The following is a 16,693-nucleotide window of genomic DNA, read 5'->3' as shown; positions in this document are numbered from 1 at the left end:
TAGTTTAAATATCTTTATTTAGAGAATAGAATGAAAATAATTTATTTTATTTAAAAATTTTGTTTTCTTTAAAAAAAAAAGAAATATAATAAAATAAAAGTATTAATAAAAAGAATATAAGGAGAAAAAAAATGATCATCGAACTACCTATTAGCTGGCAAAAATCATCCTATCAACCCCACTTGATTGCCCTTATCGATTCCAAGGGGAAATGGATCGCCGACGTTCCTTCTGAGGAGATAGCTGTAACGATTATTTCGGCTTTGGAAAACAGCATGAGAAAGCAAGTTATTCCGGAAGGAAAAATAGAAGAAAAATTGGAGCTAAAAGAAAAATCCTCGAAGCCGGTGTCGCCTAAAAAAAGTCCCCTTCGACTCAATCAACGGAGATAATAGAGAGAAGAAAATAATCGGTTTTTATTATTTAATAAGAACTTTTTCTTTTCATCCACGTTTCATTAAGGGTATTTTATCCTTTTTTAGGGTTTCAGCTCCTCTCTATAAGAAACCGGTTTAAAACTTATAGGAAACGGTTCCCTGTGCCCAAAAAGGATAGCCGGCGACTATGGAAGTATAGTCCAATTCTCTCGTGGGTGACATGCCTACTCCTGCCGGAAGCCAATATTTTTCATTTGTAAAATTAAAGAGGTTAATCCGCATCTCCCACTTGGGAGAGAAATAAAAAAGGGAGCTGTTCAAAACGAATTGGAGAGGAATCCTGGTCCGGTAATCGTAACCAAGATACTGATCGGATAGAACGATTGCCCCGAGGGTCAGTCCCAAGCCCAAGTCGAATTTATAAGTAAGCATCCCGCTAAAAACTTGATCGGGCCAACCGATCAGGGAGTACTTGCCGGGAGGAAAAGCTTAGTCGTTATTCAAGGGAAGTCCATACTGCTTGGCAAATTGGGTAGAATAAGTTTGCGCCATTTCCGGGCCTTCAGGGAATCCGCTCCAATCTTCGATTCCTTGCTCCAAAAGGTACCCAAGCCTTATCCAGAAATGTTTGTCCGGCTGAAAGGTGAGGTTAGCTTCCAAGCCTTTAAAAGAAGCGGGAGTAGCAGGAAACTCGATATTTCCTAAATAGGTGTCTTCGGAAAATCCTGCCAAGGAAATGTAAAGCTTTTCATTAAGGAGATTCCATTTAACTCCCCCTTCGATAAGCTGGTTGAGAAGATGAAAAGCGGTGGGGGGAAAGAGAGGAGAGTATCCTCCTCCACCCGAGGCATTGGTTGTGTATTGCCAGTTGTAATTGAAATAGAGGCTTACAAATCTGGCCGGTCTGTATGTTATGGCCGCATTGACAAGAGGGTTGAGTTGGGTTGTATTGAGAGATTGGAATAAAAAGCCTGGGGTTCCGGGAGGGGTTTGTGAATGGACAAAATAACCGTCCATTCTCGTTCCAACAAAGAGGATGATCTTGTCAGAAAAATTCATTTGGTGCTGGTAAAATGGGGAAAGCCTAAAAAATTGGGTTTGGTTGGTCTCGTCATTTAGGGGAATGAAATAGCCCCCTGCTGGAGAGCCCGGAATGGGATAGAGCCCAAAGGATCCGAAGTTGTTCGACAAAAGAAAGTTGTAGAGTTGAGGGTTTTCGGTGATCGCATCCCAGCTGTTGCCAAGATAGACTTCGGATTGGTAATCGAGGGTACGTTGAAAACGAAATTCAAAACCCGAATCTATAAAGTGTTTTATGTTAAGGAGGTTATGACCGCTTCCCAAATCTGTATCGAAATGGGTCCTGGCCTCGGTTCGGTTGTCAATTTCGTAATCTCCTTTAAAAACGTTAGCTTCGTAGGTTTCAAAACGGATAGCCGTTTGATCTTGGTACCAGAAAAAGGTGTTATTGACGATCTCCAGGTTGTCATTCACATGTATTCTTTGAATCAGTTGGGTCATGGCAAAATTGGCTTGGCCGATGTCTCCAGGATATTTTACCGTGGCTCGGCGGCTTATGGGCAGTTCTCCATTCAGGTAAGTGTTGGCGGGGGGATTGTTTTCAGTTCCTGCGGTCACTGCGGAAGGGGGCAAAAATCCCGTAATATAAAGGCCATTATCGATTAGAGACTGGGTTGGTCTATCGAGGAGTACCTCTATCGGGGTGTAATCGGCGTTCCCATAATCAAAATAAAGATCCGCCTGGTAATTTTCCGACGGATTGTATCCAAGGGCGAAGTAAAAATTTTGCTGGTTGTTGTGCACGTACTGGTAGTAGCTTCCGTTTTCAATGCCCATGTAACTGAACCGGTAAGCTACCTTGTGTTCTTTATCCACTGGCCCTCCTATGTCAGCCCCCCACATGTAGTTTTCATACATGCCGGTAGTATCCCACACATAACCTCTGAATTTGTCGAAATGGGGTTGCTTGGTAATATAATTGACATATCCGTTGGAGGGCTGGGTTGCACCAAACACCGCACCAGGGGGCCCTTCGACTAGGTCAAAATTTTCTACCATGTTAAAGTTCCATGGGGGGTTGAAAAAACCGTCATTGTTGACATTTTGTTCAATGCCGTTAATGAAGGTAAGGCCAGGTTTTCCCCTAATAATAGCGAGGACATTTCGTAAAGTTCTGAAGCATCGAATTGGGCAGCGGGGCTGGCCATCGTGATACTCAGCGGATCAGGCCAACCTTGAGAGCCAATACCTGCTGAATCCATCAGAATTTTGTTGATGGGTGTAACGGACCTGGGGATGTCCATGATGTTAAAAGGACTGTTGTAAACAGAAGAAAGGGGTCGCTCTGTAGGGAGGACGGATTGTTCGGCTGTAGCTTGGACTACGACTTCGGGAAGGGCTGATGCGGGCAGGGAATCCGAAGACAAGGGTTCAGCTTTTAGGCCATGCAATAAAATCCAGGGGTTCGAAAAGATAAAAATAAATAAACCAAAAGAGAAAATCGAATTTGAGGAAAAGAAAAAATTTTTTTTCATCAGAAGGGGAGTATAGACTTTCCATTCCTCCTTGCTAACTTTGGAATGCTTCGTTTTTAGCTCTTTTTTGCTCTTTTCTTATCAACTATTTTTTTTTTACCAAGATTTGTTCGCTTGAAGTAAAAACCGATTCGACATCTAGAAGACAAAAGGGGTTAGGTATGATGAACTGAAAAAAAATTCACTGTTAGATGCTGAGAAAAACGAGGCAAGGTTAGACTTACAAATCGTAAAAATTTTAATATTTCCAATTTTTAAAATTCAGTTCCTTTTTTTTCTTTCCCGCTCAGCTAACTTATCCCTCATTTTTGAACTACGTTTTATATCGAATAAAGGGAGTTTCCGGGTTTTGATCTTAAATGTTCTTAAATAAGAACTTCTCATAAGCTTAATTACCGGATTATTTTGAAGAATAAAAAGTTTTTAAAGCCATTTCTTTAGAAATTAAAAAGAGGGGGATGAAATGATATTTCTCCTTTTTATCTCCCCGAATTTCTTCCTATTAATCCTGTTCGAATAATATGTTTATTTCCCTGGTAATGAATAACAGATACAAGATACCTTCTTGGAAGCTCATAATCCTCTTCCATTTTTCTATGAGTCTACTATCAAGTCTGCAGTTCCTACCTATTATGGGCAAAGATTAAAATGGGAGGATCTAGTCTTTCTATTTTTTTTGGAGTACAAGAGAATTTTTAACATTTAATTTTACCCGAGATTTTATTAAAAAGATAAGCTTAGATATGAAAACGGTTTTGTCTTCTTGTTTTACGTTTTGTTTTATATTGAGTTCTCTTGCTTTTGATGGATATACTACTTCAGCAGGAGGCAATCGGCAAAGTTTCGGCTTGAAAAGAAGTTATTATGGACAGACAGCGAACCGTTCGTTTTTTTCTCAAAGAATCGGCAATACATCCATAGGAAATATCGGGGGCAAGCCCTTTTTTTCTCAATCCATTGGGAACATGACTATTGGGAATGTGGGTGGGAAGCCTTTTTTTGAGAATCGAATCGGAAACATCACTATAGGGCATTTCGGCAATAGACCCCTTTTTACGCAAAGAGTAGGGAATATGCTTATTGGCCATGTAGGTAACGAATCGATCTTCATTCAAAAGATCGGGAATATCGAAATGGGCAGGGTCGGGCAGCATCGTCTTTTTATCCAAAATGTAGGCAATATGTCTTTTGGCACGATAGGTTATTATAACGGAAAGCCGATTCGCAAACCTCTACCCGTTATTGTTTATAGATAATAGGGGAAACTCCACTCTTCTTTCTAAGTTGCTTGTTGTAAAAGACTAAGAAAGCAGCCCTAGCAAAAAAGGAGAATTTTTTCATCTTGTACTTGTAGAGAAATGCCTCGATAAGATTGCCTTATCCAAGGCCTTTCAAGTGCCTCCCTGGGCAAGAGGACCTAAAAGCGGGTCGAAAGGTAATAAATGGCAAATCCCCAAACGAGGACAAAAAGAAGAATAAAGAAAAAGACAAAGACGGGAAATTTCATGAGGATCAGGGTTGTTGTCCTGTATTTATACTGACATAGCTTTTAAAATTAAACAGCTGAAAAGAAAAATTTTTTTAATGGGTTGATAAGTAAAATTTTCATTTAGGATTGCGAAAGTTTCGGCAAAGGATCCGGGGTAGCAAGCATCTCAAGGCTACGCTGGCCGATCTCAAGATAAACAACCTTGATAATCCATGTATCTTTCGGCACAAAACCGTAGTAAAAGGACTCCCCCAACGGGGAATAAGTGCTCTATAAGTCCATTTTTAGGAACGGTCAAGAGCCTTCCTTTACTTGGGGAAAAGGAGAAAAAAGTGGCTAAGGGTGGTTATTACTGCAAGATGGAGTCAAAAATGGAGCAAGCAAGAGTTAGCAGTGAGGGGCCTTTTCTTTATATAAGCTTTTTTAATGCCGCTTCAAAATCCCGTAGCTGCTTCCCAATTTTTCAAGAAGGGTTTTGGTTATTTTCTTCAGTTTTTTTTCTTCCTTTTTTGGCCTCTTAAGCCCTTAGGCATAGGGTTGATGCTTGCTGCGGATGAGCAAGGAGTTGATTCTTCTTCTTTCTCCTTGATGCCGGAAGTCCTTGTTACCGCGACTTCTCCCCAGAATGAAGGGCAAGCGACGGCAGAAGAGCTCCCCCGTTCTTCAGTTTATGGTCCGGATCTGTCCTTGTTAGACATTCCCAGAGATGTGACTTTGATTTCCCAGGAACAGCTCCACACGGTAATGACCCAAACGGTTAACGACTTGGTGGCTTTCAGTCCTTCCATCAACCCCACCGAAGCCACGGGAAACGTGGTCAGTGAACCGGTGATGCGTGGACTTCCGGCCACGGTTTTTCGCAATGGGCAATTGGTGGGGTTTTCAAGTGGGGGGAACTGGGGACCCCTTCCCAATATCAACGCGGACGACTCGCTCGATGTCGTCACGGGACCGGTGAGCATTGTCTATGGGCCACAAGAGTTCGCGGGCGGATATGTTGACGAGGTGACCAAGCAGCCCTTCTTCGACCGCTTCCGGGGCACCGCCTATTACACCTTGGGGATGTACGACACCAACATGTGGAACATCGACATAGGCGGCCCGATCGACAAGGAGAAGAAGCTCGCCTACCGGCTCGACTACTTCGGGCAGGAGGGCTACGCGCCCTACAACTACTATGATGGCTCCTACTTGAACCGGGAGTGCGCCTATCTCGCCCTTTCTTGGAAGCCCGCGGAGGAGATCCGAGTCGACTGGAATGCGGAGCTTGATCAGAACTCCTTTCTTCCCTACGCCGGAATCAACCGGCCGACTCAATCCCTCATCGACTCCGGACTCTACCAGACCGGCTCCTGGATCGGGTATTACACCCCACCGGCTACCGCGGCACAGCCCTTCGGCCAGTTCCACCCGGGTCAAGGGACGCCGCCGCCGGGCTCCGGATACGCGATCGACTGGGGGTCCCAAGTCCCGATCAGCGGCCGGGCCAACCTCTTCAATACCCCGCTCGACTCCTCGCATCAGCTCTACGCGGTGAGCCAGGCGATCGCCACGATCCGACTGAGCGACGAGCTCACCCTCGTCAACAACACGCTCTTCGAGTATTTCCAGGCGAATGCCGCCCAGCCGATCCCGGATCCGACCTGGGTCGTCCTGCCCTACGGGGTCGATGTCGCCGATCGGCTCGAAATCCGCTGGGAGCCGGAGCAGCAGAGAAAAAGCTTTTGGCAGAGCATCGATAGCGGCCTCGCCTTCCGCTTCCTGAGCGACGAGGAGTATTCGGGGAGCTGGCATCCGACGAGCAACCAGGCCGATATGAGCAAGCCATTGACGCCCGCCTCCGCCTCCACGATCGTCCCCTACTCGCTGGCAATCAGCCCCGCCTACGCTAATCCGTTTCTCACGGACATTCCGATTCCGGGCTATCCGGGAGAGTATTACAACGTCGACAACTTCGCCTCGACCCAATGCAACTTCTGGGAGATCTCCCCCTTCGTCCAGGACATCCTCCACTTCGGAGAAAAGGCGAGCCTCTTCCTCGGCGCCCGTGTCGATGCCTACTTCGTCAACGCCCAACCGCCCTCCGGCACCCCGGCACAGCTCATCGGCCCGAGCTACGACGCGACCTCGACAAGTGCCCTCCTGCCGCAGGTCACCGCCAGCCCCACCTACCGGATCTTCCCTTGGCTTTCCTGGTATGCGACCTACTACTTCGGGCAGACGACCGCCCAATCGATCTTCGGCTCCTTCGCTCCGGAGTTCACCAGCACCTACTACCACCAGACCCAGACCCTCTACGAGACGGGCCTCAAGCTCTCTCTCCTCCGCGATACGCTCTTTCTCGGGCTTTCGGCCTATGCCCAGTCTGGATTCATCCCGGCCTTCGTCCTTCCGGGAGGCACAACCCCGACCGTTTCCGCCGATGTCCAAGGGGTTCAGCTTCAGGGGAGCTATCGGCCGGACCGCCATTTTTGGGCGAACTTCGGATTCAACTACATGCAAGGGTACGAGAACTGGACGAACACCGACGGCGTCGGCCCGACCACCTTTACCCCCTATCCCGCAAACGTCGCCGCCCAGTACGGCCTGCCGGTCAGCCAGATCGTCTCCCTCGCCCCGGGCATCTATCCCTTCATCGGCTTTCCCAAGGAGTACGGCAACCTGATGCTCACCTACAAGACCGACTCGGGCTTCGGCGTCTCCTTATGGGCGATCGCGCAGGGAGGCCAATTCCTCTCCTATGACTACTCCGTCCGGGCGCCGGCCTGGTATACCTTGAACGCGAGCCTCTTCTACGCCGCCAAGCACTGGGAGGCGCGGATCTGGTTCTACAACTTCACCGACAACCACTACTGGATCGCGGGAGCACCCGGTTTCACCCCCGCGCGCACCGCGAACCTCGAGTATGCCGCCCTCCAGATGCCTTTTTGGATGCAAGCGATGATTCGTTATTCCTTTTGAATTTCTTGTCCCTTATCCAACGATCGTTTTGAGATTTCAGTCCATCACCCGCTTGTTATGAAGAGAACCTATTTAATTCGTTGAGGGTTGAAAGGTGCAAAAAAGGAACTTTCGGCACAAAACCGTAGTAAAAGGACTCCTCCAACGGGGAATAAGAGCTCTATAAGTCCATTTTTAGGAACGGTCAAGAGCCTTCCTTTACTTGGGGAAAAGGAGAAAAAAGTGGCTAAGGGTGATTATTACTGCAAGATGGAGTCAAAAATGGAACAAGCAAGAGTTAGCAGTGAGGGGCCTTTTCTTTATATAAGCTTTTTTTAATGACGATTCAAAAGCCCGTAGCTGCTTTCTATTTTTTCAAGAAGGGGTTTGGTTATTTTCTTCAGTTTTTTTTCTTCCTTTTTTGGCCTCTTAAGCCCTTAGGCATAGGGTTGATGCTTGCTGCGGATGAGCAAGGAGTTAATTCTTCTTCTTTCTTCTTGATGCCGGAAGTCCTTGTTAGCGCGACTTCTCCCCAGAATGAAGGGCAAGCGACGGCAGAAGAGCTCCCTCGTTCTTCAGTTTATGGTCCGGAGCTGGTTACGGGGCCGGTGGGCGTGATCTATGGACCGCAAGAATTTTCGGGAGGCTATCTCGATGAACTGACCAAGCAGACTTATTTTGACCGTTTTCGGGAAGATGCTTTTTATACTTTTGGGATGTATGGGACGAACTTTTGGAACATTGATCTGGGTGGCCCCATTAAGGAAGGAGAGTTAGCTTACCGGTTGGTTTACTTTGGCCAGGACGGCTATGCGCCTTATAATTACCATGAGGGTTCCTACTTGAACCGGCAGTGTGCTTATCTTGCCTTAAGCTTGAAGCCATCGGGAACCCTCCGGTTGGATTGGAATGGGGAGCTGGATTTCAATGATCTTGTTCCTTATACGGGCATAGATCGGCCGACTCAAAACCTTATCGATAATGGACTTTACCAAAGCAGGAATTGGATTGGCTACTATACTCCGCCGGCTATTTCATCCAGCCCCTTTGGGCAATTTCATCCTGGGGTAGGAACACCTCTTCCGGGTTTTGGGTATGCCACCTTGTGGGGTCCCTTGGTGCCCTTAAGCATTAAGTCCAATATATTTAACATCCCTTTTGATTTTTCATGCCAACTCTACGCGGTCAGCCAGCCGATCAGTTCTCTTGAGTTAACAGAAGAGCGGGCTTTCGTGAATAGGTGGCTTTTCCCCACCTGGGTCGTCATGCCTTATGGAATAGATGTAGCCGACCGTCTTGAGCTACGGTTTAACGAGGCGAGAAAAGGATCCAAAAAATTCTGGCAAAACTTGGATACCGGGGTAGCTTTTCGTTACCTTACAGACTTGGAATATTCGGGAAGTTGGCATTCGACAACCAACCAGGCAAAAAGGGTTGTCCCCCTAACTTTTGTCTTTGCATCCCTTCCCCTTTCTTATGCCTTAGTTGTTAGCCTAGCTTTATTAGCCTTATTTCTAAAGATACCAGCTAAATCATTCTCCCAACATGAGGGTAGGGGCGGGCGTGCCAAGAAAGCTTCCTGCCTGCACAACCTGTCGTATAAAAATCGCAAGGCTAGTAGAGGGGATTATGCCCTCTTTTTTATCTGCAGGGACCATGAGGACCCTCGATGGCAGGGCTCAAAGCTTGCCTTGTCAACAGCTCGACGAGAAGAGGGAAAGATTCAGTTAGTCTCAACCACGATCCTTTCCCTTTTTTCCCTTTGCTTGAACTGCGGATACACAGTTCCGCCTGATTCGTCTTCATCCGTTGTGGGAACAGAAATTATGCTCCCCGAAGTCTCGGTGACGGCTGCGGCTCTGCCAGCGTCGGATGTTCTTCCGACAGAAAGCTCCTCGGTCTACGGCATGGACTTTTCTGTTTTGGACACTCCGCGGCAACTCACTCAGGTCAGTCAAACCCTCATCCGTTCCTCCGGCATGGCTGCCCAAGGCTATATCGATCCGTTGAGCACCGCTTTCTTGATCCCTGGCTCGATCAGCGAAAATAGCGGTGGTATGATGGCTGCCCCTTCCGTTCGCGGCATGGCTGCACAACCCTACATCAATGGTATCCAATTGACCGCTCTCCAAGCGGGAATGCCACTTACCCCTTTTAATTGGAACATGGTCGAGTCCGAGGATATTACAGAGGGTCCAGCCAACGCCGTCTTCGGACAAGAGCAGCCGGCAGGCGGAACGGTCAACTACATTACCAAGCAGCCCTATTTCGACCGCTTTCGCGGCCAGCTATGGGACACCACGGGCATGTATGAAAATTACATGTGGGGAGCGGATCTAGGAGGACCCGTGGATAAAGAACACAAGGCAGCTTACCGGCTCAGTTACATGGGCATTGAAAACGGAAGCTACTACCAGCCCAATGTCCATAACGACCAGGAGAACGTTTATTTCACCCTTGGCGCTCGACCCACCGAAAGCTACTCGATCAACTTCTACTCCGATTTTGGAACCTACGACTTCACTCCCATGATGGAGTGGATGAATCGGCCAACCACCGCTCTTATCCAGAATGGGCTCTACAATACCGGTTCTTTGCCTCTATCTCAAATTCAAATCGGCACGGTCAATAACCCGGGATTTGCTACCTATGCGGGACCTCTTGAGCCGATTAGCCGAAGAATGGTTGCCAACAACCCTGAATCGGAAGGTCGAGCTTACACGGGATTCATCCAGTTGGTCCAACAGCTTCAACTGGGAGATGGCCTGCTACTTCGCAACAACACTTTTGCCTACTACGGACGGAATGCGGTAGTCGCTCCGGCTTCCTACTACACCGAAGTAGCCATGGGAGATTATCAAATAGACAACCGTACCGAGCTCATAACCCGGTTTGGAGGTTCTAACGACCTATCGGATAAAATCTCTTCTTGGGAAGACAGGCTGCTTGGTAAGCTCCTGGTCCAACACCAGATTGACGCCGGGGTCGAATGGGGGTTTGAACACAATCTCGATTATGAGTCGCAACTATGGTTTGGCAGTGCAAACGCCTGGGATATCCTCCGAACCAATCCCACGAGCTGGAACTTTACCCAGACCGCTTTCTTCCAATCCCTGATCCGTAATCCCTCGGCCCCGGGAGGCGGAGAGTGGCCGATCCCGGGTATGCCCGGCGTCTATTTCGAGCCGCTCAATGGAAGTGCCGGAACGACCGATTCCAACTACTGGACGGTTGCACCCTTCTACCAGCATGATATCCAGGTTACCGATAAGATCTCAATCCTGGTTGGGGCTCGCGCCACTACCTATTTCATTTCGAGCCAAACTCCGCCGGGAACTCCTCCCGAGCTTTTCATCCAAGCCCAAACCATCCAAGAGCTTCCCATGGTGAATGCTAGCGTCATCTACAAGGTCGTTCCCTGGTGGACCGCTTACTTTACCTACGATTGGATGTATGTCGCCAATGTAGGGGCGGTCGGGGGATTTAACGTCTATCCTAGCGGGTTGCCTTCAAGCAGCTTCAATTTAAAGGAACAACTCTTCGAGGGAGGCTTCAAGTGGAGCCTTCTCGATAACAAGCTTTATGCCTCTCTGGCCGGCTTTTCACAGCAAATTCCCCTCTTTAACTTTGTCAATGTTCCACCTACCCCGGCGACCGTGACCGGCCTTGAAGCTAACCTCACCTATCAACCCAATCGTCACTGGTGGATGCGCACGGGCTATTTCTTTGGCCATGGTGTGGAAGATTGGTCCGGCTTGCCCTCCGGGCCACCTATGTCACAGACTTATTCCACTGCCCTTGCCCTACGGGCCAACCTGCCGCTCAACGACAACTTGAGCTTTCCTCCCGGTACCTATCCTTTCATCGGCTGGCCCCAGCAGGTTATCAACGCCATGGTGACCTACCAGGCCGAATCGGGCTTTGGCGTAACCTTAAGTGCCCTCGTGATGAGCCCGCAGTTTCTCGGCTACAACTACGCCACGGCGATCCCCTGGCAATACCTTATTAACGGCCGCATCTTCTATTCCCAGCCGAAGTGGGAAATTTCCCTCTGGATCTACAACCTCACCAACGAACACTACTGGCTTCCCTACGCCATTGGCTCCATGCCCGATCGGACAAACGATTACGGCGGCATTGTTGCCGGCCTGCCATTTTGGATCCAAGGCACCATCGCCTGGAAATTCTAATCGCCATTTTTAGCTAGGGTGACTGGAAAAAAGAGAAGAAGACCAATAAAGAAGCATTGGGAATATTTCATTCCCTGGGATAAGGGAGCTTATGATATTTAAATTCAACTGGAAAATGAAAAAAACTTTCTCTCATTGAATCTGCTTTGGGTATTTATTTTGTTGAAGATTTCCCCCCAGAAGGGACTCCTTATACTCAAACTTCTTACCAAGCCGCCCATGTCGGCCCTTCTTCCCCAACTTACCCCTTGTTCAGCCACGGTGGCCGCCCTTTATAATCTGCCCGTTAGCCAGATTATATCCCTTCCCCACGGCATCTATCCTTTCATCGGCTTTCCCAAGGAGTACGGCAACCTGATGCTCACCTACAAGACCGACTCGGGCTTCGGCGCCTCCTTATGGGCGATCGCGCAGGGAGGCCAATTCCTCTCCTATGACTACTCCGTCCGGGCGCCGGCCTGGTATACCTTGAACGCGAGCTTCTTCTACGCCGCCAAGCACTGGGAGGCGCGGATCTGGTTCTACAACTTCACCGACAACCACTACTGGATCGCGGGAGCACCCGGCTTCACCCCCGCGTGCACCGCGAACCTCGAGTATGCCGCCCTCCAGATGCCTTTTTGGATGCAAGCGATGATTCGTTATTCCTTTTGAATTTCTTGTCCCTTATCCAACATTGTTTTGAGATTCCGGTCCATCACTCGCTTGTTATGAAGAGGACCTATTTAATTCGTTGAAGGTTGAAAGGTGCAAAAAAGGAACAGTTGACTTTGGAGCGTTAAAAAGGGAAAAATAGGGAAAATGGCGGAAAAACTTTTTATCTATGTAAAATCGAGTTGCTCTACTTGCCGTAGAGCGGTAGCCCTGCTTGAAGAACTAAAGGTGGATTACGAAAAAAGAGATTATTTTATCCATCCTCTAAGCAAGGAAAAATGGGCGGAACTTTTAAAAAAACTGGATGTAGGATTTCCTGAAATCCTAAGGACAAAAGAGGAAGTTTTTTCCGAACTCGGGCTGGGGAAAAGGCAACTCCGGCAAGGAGAGCTTGTGGAGCTCATCTTAAAACATCCTGAGCTCATTCAAAGGCCCATTGTTGAATATGGAACGAGAGCCATTCTTGGGAGGCCTCCTGAAAAAATTAAAGAATTTCTCCATTCCCTCCGTTAATATCTTTTTTAACTTTTTAAAACCTGCTTTAAGCTTTCAAGTAATTTAGCGATATTTTCTTGATTAGCCCCCTCGGCCATCAGTCCAATACGCCATATTTTTCCTTTTAAAGGTCCCAACCCCGGACCTATTTCGATACCGTATTGATCAAGGAGTTTCTTACGCAAAAGGGCTTCGTCCTTGTCTTGGGGAACCCTAACGGCATTGAGTTGCCACAGCCTGCGATTTTCAGGGGTAAAAAATTCAAGCCCAAGTTCAGAAAGAGCTTTTTTGAGTTGGAGATGGGCGTTTTTGTGCCGTTCCCACCTTTTTTGCAATCCCTCTTCGAGGATTAACCTCAAGGCTTCATGTAAACCATAATTATTATTGATCGGTGCGGTATGGTGGTAAGAGCGTTCAGATCCCCAATAACCATAGAGTAGAGAACAATCAAAATACCAACTGGGAATTTTTGTTTTCCTTTGCGCTACCTTTTCCATGGCTTTGGGACTAAAAGAAACGGGGGAAAGTCCTGGAGGAGCCCCAATGCACTTTTGTGTAGCGCTGAAGGTGGCGTCAACGGACCAACGGTCGATAAAGACCGGGCATCCCCCCAAGGAAGTAACGGTATCAAGGATAAAAAGGGCGCCACTTTTGGATATTATTGGAGCAAGCTCTTCTAAGGGGTTGCAGATTCCCGTAGAAGTTTCGGCATGGACCAAGGCCACAAGATTGGGTTTTACTTTTTTAAGGGCTTGTTCGAGCTGTTCGGCTTCGATGGCTTCTCCCCATCCTACTTCAAGGGTATGAACATGGGCTCCTAACTTTAGGGCGAGATCAGCGATGCGCCTTCCAAATAGACCGTTTATCCCTACCAAGATCGTGTCTTGCGGTTCTACAAGGTTGACGAGACAAAACTCCATGCCTGCGCTTCCCGTTCCACTGATCGGGAAGGTAAATTCATTTGTCGTTTGGAATACTTCTCTTAGCATGACTTTTATTTCATCCATCAAGGAGAGAAAATAGGGATCGAGATGTCCTACGGGAGCCTTGCCCATTTTTTCCAGGATCGAGTCGGCTACAATGCTTGGGCCAGGTCCCATCAAGAGCCGCTTGGGAATTTGAAGGGAAGAAATTTTCGAACTGCTCATATCGTTCAAGTTGTAGGCGAAAACCAAGTTGATTTATCGATAGGATTGTTTTATAAGTAGAGGAGTAAAAAAACAAAGGGTTTTTTAAAGATTTTGTTAAGGAATCACCGGTAGGGAAAGGGGTGTAGGCAGTTCAAAAGCAAGTTTTTGCCCTTATGCTCTTTCATGAATGTTCGGCGAGTATCGGCCTTCAGAATCACGGTCTTCCCCTGGGGGGAAGAAGGCCCAGCTCCGGGTTCCCCGGCCCGGGCGAATTCGTCTTGAGCAAAGCAGGAACTGGAATTGTTCCTCTTTAAGCAGAAGTAGCCTGGCGGAGCGGTTTTGATCGTTACAGAGAAACACCTATCAAAAAAGCAACAAAACTCTTATTTAACCCTAAGGTAGTGTTATCTCTGGGTCCCGGGTTTATATTATGTCTAACCGTATTAATCTCTTAGGTTTTTTATTATCTTATGAAAATTGCCATGTTATCGTGGGAAACTCTTCATTCCATAGCCGTTGGAGGATTAGCTGTTCATGTCAGTGAATTGGCTGCGGCATTGACGCGCCGGGGCCATCAAGTTCATGTTTTTACTCGAAGACAAAGCTGGATGAGTCACTATGACTATATTGATGGAGTACATTACCACCGGTGCGATTTCGCTTTTCATCCCGATTTTATAACCGAGATGCATAACTTGTGCAGATCATTTGTTGAACATCTCTGGAAAGAAGAGGACTATGCGGGAAGATTCGATATTATTCATAGCCATGACTGGTTAACCTCGATGGCCGGCAAATGGGCGAAATGGGGGAGGGGCAGACGCTTTGTTTTTACCCTTCATTCGACTGAATATGGTCGGTGTGGTAATTGCCATTATGGAGGGAATTCTTCAAGAATACGTCATCTCGAAGGGGAAGGGGCGCATTTTTCCGATAGGATCATCGCCGTTTCCAATCATCTGAAATGGGAAATTGTCTCGATTTATCACCAATGGGAAGGCAAAATTTGGGTTATTCCCAATGGGATCAGTGTTAGTCCCTTTAATGGATTCATTGATCCGGGAGCTGTTAAAGCCAGGTATGGCATAGGTCCTCTGGATCCTACATTTCTTTTTTGTGGGCGGTTGACCCATCAAAAAGGACCGGATTTGCTTCTTGAGGCCATTCCCTGGATTCTTAAATTTGACGGAAGAAGTAAGTTTATATTTGCAGGGGATGGCTATCTAAGACCTCATTTGGAATCAAGGTCTTGGCAACTTGGAATAAGACATGCCGTTCGATTTATCGGGCATAGGTTTGGTTCAGATCTGCACGATATTTTTAGAGCGGTTGATGCCGTGGTGTTGCCCTCCCGCAACGAACCCTTTGGGATAGCTGCTCTTGAGGGATGGGCGGCGGGTAAGCCGGTGATAGCTACCCATAATGGGGCAGAATTTATCTGGCATGGAGTAAATGGATACAAGGTTTATCCTGCGGCCGAGTCCATAGCTTGGGGATGCTGTGAAATTATGAAAAATTTTGAACACAGCCGTTGGATGGGGCGGAATGGGAGAAGGGCCGCAGAAGAATCTTTCAGTTGGGATTCGGTTGCAGAGCTTACGGAGCGCTGCTATAATTCTTTGTTTTGAAGCTTCTTGAGAGATAAAAAACTGATCCAAAGAAGAGGAGGATATGCCGGAGATTTTTCATGCTCTTGGGCTTCACATGCACCAGCCCCTGGGCAACTTAACTCTTTTGTTGGATACCAACCGCTGGGAAGCCGAACAAATTCTTTTGGCTTACGAAAGACCGCTACGCTTTCTGAAGCGTTTTGAACAAAGGGCAAAAGTCCATTTTGGTTTTTCTGGGACTTTGCTTGAACAGCTTACCGATCCCCAAATTCAGCAGAAAAGCAGGGATAGAGTAGATCTAAGCGCCATGCTTGAAGGCTACAAAGGGCTTCCTAACATTGAACTTGTGGGTATGGGCTATTATCATCCCGTTTTCCCGATTATCCCCAAAGAAGATTGGGAAGAACAGCTTTGGCTTCATCGCGACATGGTTGAAAAGGTTTTTGGTAAAAAACCCGCCGGTTTTTTCCCTCCCGAGATGGGATTTACCATGGAAATGATTCCCTACCTGGTGGAAGCGGGATATAGCTATGCGATCGTTGACAGCGTTCATGTACGCAGGGAAAATGGACAGCCTGTATCCCCTTGCAAGGTTTACAGAGCGGAATGGCAAGGTAAGGGGATAGCTATCGTTCCCAGGGAAAGGGATCTCAGTAATGCCCAACAAAGTGGGATGGATCCGGCATGGTTTACAGCGGAAATCAAAAACAAGACGAAATCGGCTCCTCCCCCCAAGTTGATTACCACATGGACGGATGGAGAGAATGGCGGGTGGTTTAGAAATCTGAGTGATGGAGCAAACTTCTGGGGCTATTTCTTTGCTCCGTACATGGAGAAGATCCGGTTAGGGGAGGAAATTGAGCCGGTTTTGTTAAGCCAGTTTATTGCAGAGTATCCACCCGTTGAAAAGGTAGAGGTGCGCACGGGGGCTTGGAACGTCGGTTCGACTTCCGGATACGATTTTTCTCAATGGACAGGCACTTCGGCTCAGAAAAAAGCTTTGGAGCAGATATACAAACTCGCTGCACGGTATTGGGAAAGATCTAAAAGCCAAAAGGCAACGAGCGATCTTGAGTTTAAAAGAAAACTCGGTGAAGTCCGAAAATTAGTTCTCCAGGCGGAAACAAGCTGTTATCTCTTTTGGGGGGATTCCTGGCTCCCGCAGCTTTACGAGCTTATAGAACGTGCTTACAGGATAATGCCTTAAAGCCCGACAGAAAGCTTTTAAAACGGGATTGAACAAGGCGGAAACT

General features: G+C 47.5%; 12 protein-coding genes. 7 read left to right on the top strand and 5 right to left on the bottom strand.

Features of this window, described 5'->3' with window-relative positions; genetic code table 11:
* The first annotated feature begins 131 nt into the window (after nt 1-131).
* Nucleotides 132-392 (top strand): hypothetical protein, encoded by a 261-nt coding sequence (locus tag MINF_RS05970; RefSeq protein WP_012463683.1) that lies wholly within the window; start codon nt 132-134, stop codon nt 390-392.
* A gap of 120 nt (nt 393-512) precedes the next feature.
* Here the strand turns inward: MINF_RS05970 and MINF_RS11715 are convergent, their stop codons facing one another.
* The 4 genes from MINF_RS11715 to MINF_RS05960 all read right to left on the bottom strand — a co-directional run bounded on the left by MINF_RS11715 (nt 513) and on the right by MINF_RS05960 (nt 4,101).
* The gene (locus tag MINF_RS11715) at nt 513-809 is read right to left on the bottom strand and encodes an Outer membrane receptor protein, mostly Fe transport (protein WP_012463682.1); all 297 of its coding nucleotides are present in this window, start codon (nt 807-809) and stop codon (nt 513-515) included.
* Nucleotides 810-866: 57 nt separating this feature from the next.
* Complete coding sequence (locus MINF_RS05965) at nt 867-2,456, bottom strand: TonB-dependent receptor (RefSeq protein ID WP_012463681.1); 1,590 nt, start codon at nt 2,454-2,456, stop codon at nt 867-869.
* Nucleotides 2,450-2,848, bottom strand: a complete 399-nt coding sequence (locus MINF_RS11710) for a hypothetical protein (protein WP_012463680.1) — start codon at nt 2,846-2,848, stop codon at nt 2,450-2,452. Before MINF_RS11710 ends, MINF_RS05965 begins: the two co-directional genes overlap by 7 nt.
* A gap of 902 nt (nt 2,849-3,750) precedes the next feature.
* Nucleotides 3,751-4,101: a hypothetical protein gene (locus tag MINF_RS05960; protein ID WP_012463676.1), complete on the bottom strand. Its 351-nt coding sequence runs from the start codon at nt 4,099-4,101 to the stop codon at nt 3,751-3,753.
* Nucleotides 4,102-4,847: 746 nt separating this feature from the next.
* Here MINF_RS05960 and MINF_RS05955 point away from each other — a divergent pair.
* The 4 genes from MINF_RS05955 to MINF_RS05935 all read left to right on the top strand — a co-directional run bounded on the left by MINF_RS05955 (nt 4,848) and on the right by MINF_RS05935 (nt 12,718).
* Nucleotides 4,848-7,382: a TonB-dependent receptor gene (locus tag MINF_RS05955; protein WP_238523444.1), complete on the top strand. Its 2,535-nt coding sequence runs from the start codon at nt 4,848-4,850 to the stop codon at nt 7,380-7,382.
* 317 nt (nt 7,383-7,699) lie between these two features.
* Nucleotides 7,700-11,551, top strand: coding sequence for a TonB-dependent receptor (locus MINF_RS11600; protein ID WP_012463671.1), 3,852 nt, complete (start codon nt 7,700-7,702; stop codon nt 11,549-11,551).
* 219 nt (nt 11,552-11,770) lie between these two features.
* Nucleotides 11,771-12,205, top strand: a complete 435-nt coding sequence (locus MINF_RS05940) for a hypothetical protein (RefSeq protein ID WP_238523443.1) — start codon at nt 11,771-11,773, stop codon at nt 12,203-12,205.
* A gap of 147 nt (nt 12,206-12,352) precedes the next feature.
* Nucleotides 12,353-12,718, top strand: coding sequence for an arsenate reductase family protein (locus tag MINF_RS05935; protein WP_012463669.1), 366 nt, complete (start codon nt 12,353-12,355; stop codon nt 12,716-12,718).
* 8 nt (nt 12,719-12,726) lie between these two features.
* On the opposite strand, the gene MINF_RS05930 is transcribed toward MINF_RS05935, so the two are convergent.
* On the bottom strand, nt 12,727-13,848 hold the full coding sequence (locus MINF_RS05930) for a pyridoxal-phosphate-dependent aminotransferase family protein (protein WP_048810204.1): 1,122 nt from the start codon (nt 13,846-13,848) through the stop codon (nt 12,727-12,729).
* A 452-nt stretch (nt 13,849-14,300) separates the two neighbouring features.
* Here MINF_RS05930 and MINF_RS05925 point away from each other — a divergent pair, with 452 nt between their 5' ends.
* Both MINF_RS05925 and MINF_RS05920 read left to right on the top strand, forming a co-directional pair.
* The gene (locus MINF_RS05925) at nt 14,301-15,458 is read left to right on the top strand and encodes a glycosyltransferase family 4 protein (protein WP_012463666.1); all 1,158 of its coding nucleotides are present in this window, start codon (nt 14,301-14,303) and stop codon (nt 15,456-15,458) included.
* A 43-nt stretch (nt 15,459-15,501) separates the two neighbouring features.
* Nucleotides 15,502-16,647 (top strand): glycoside hydrolase family 57, encoded by a 1,146-nt coding sequence (locus tag MINF_RS05920; RefSeq protein WP_012463665.1) that lies wholly within the window; start codon nt 15,502-15,504, stop codon nt 16,645-16,647.
* Nucleotides 16,648-16,693: the final 46 nt, after the last annotated feature.

This window comes from Methylacidiphilum infernorum V4, from assembly GCF_000019665.1.
GTDB classification, from domain to species: domain Bacteria; phylum Verrucomicrobiota; class Verrucomicrobiia; order Methylacidiphilales; family Methylacidiphilaceae; genus Methylacidiphilum; species Methylacidiphilum infernorum.
This window is presented reverse-complemented; position numbering and strand designations above follow the sequence as displayed.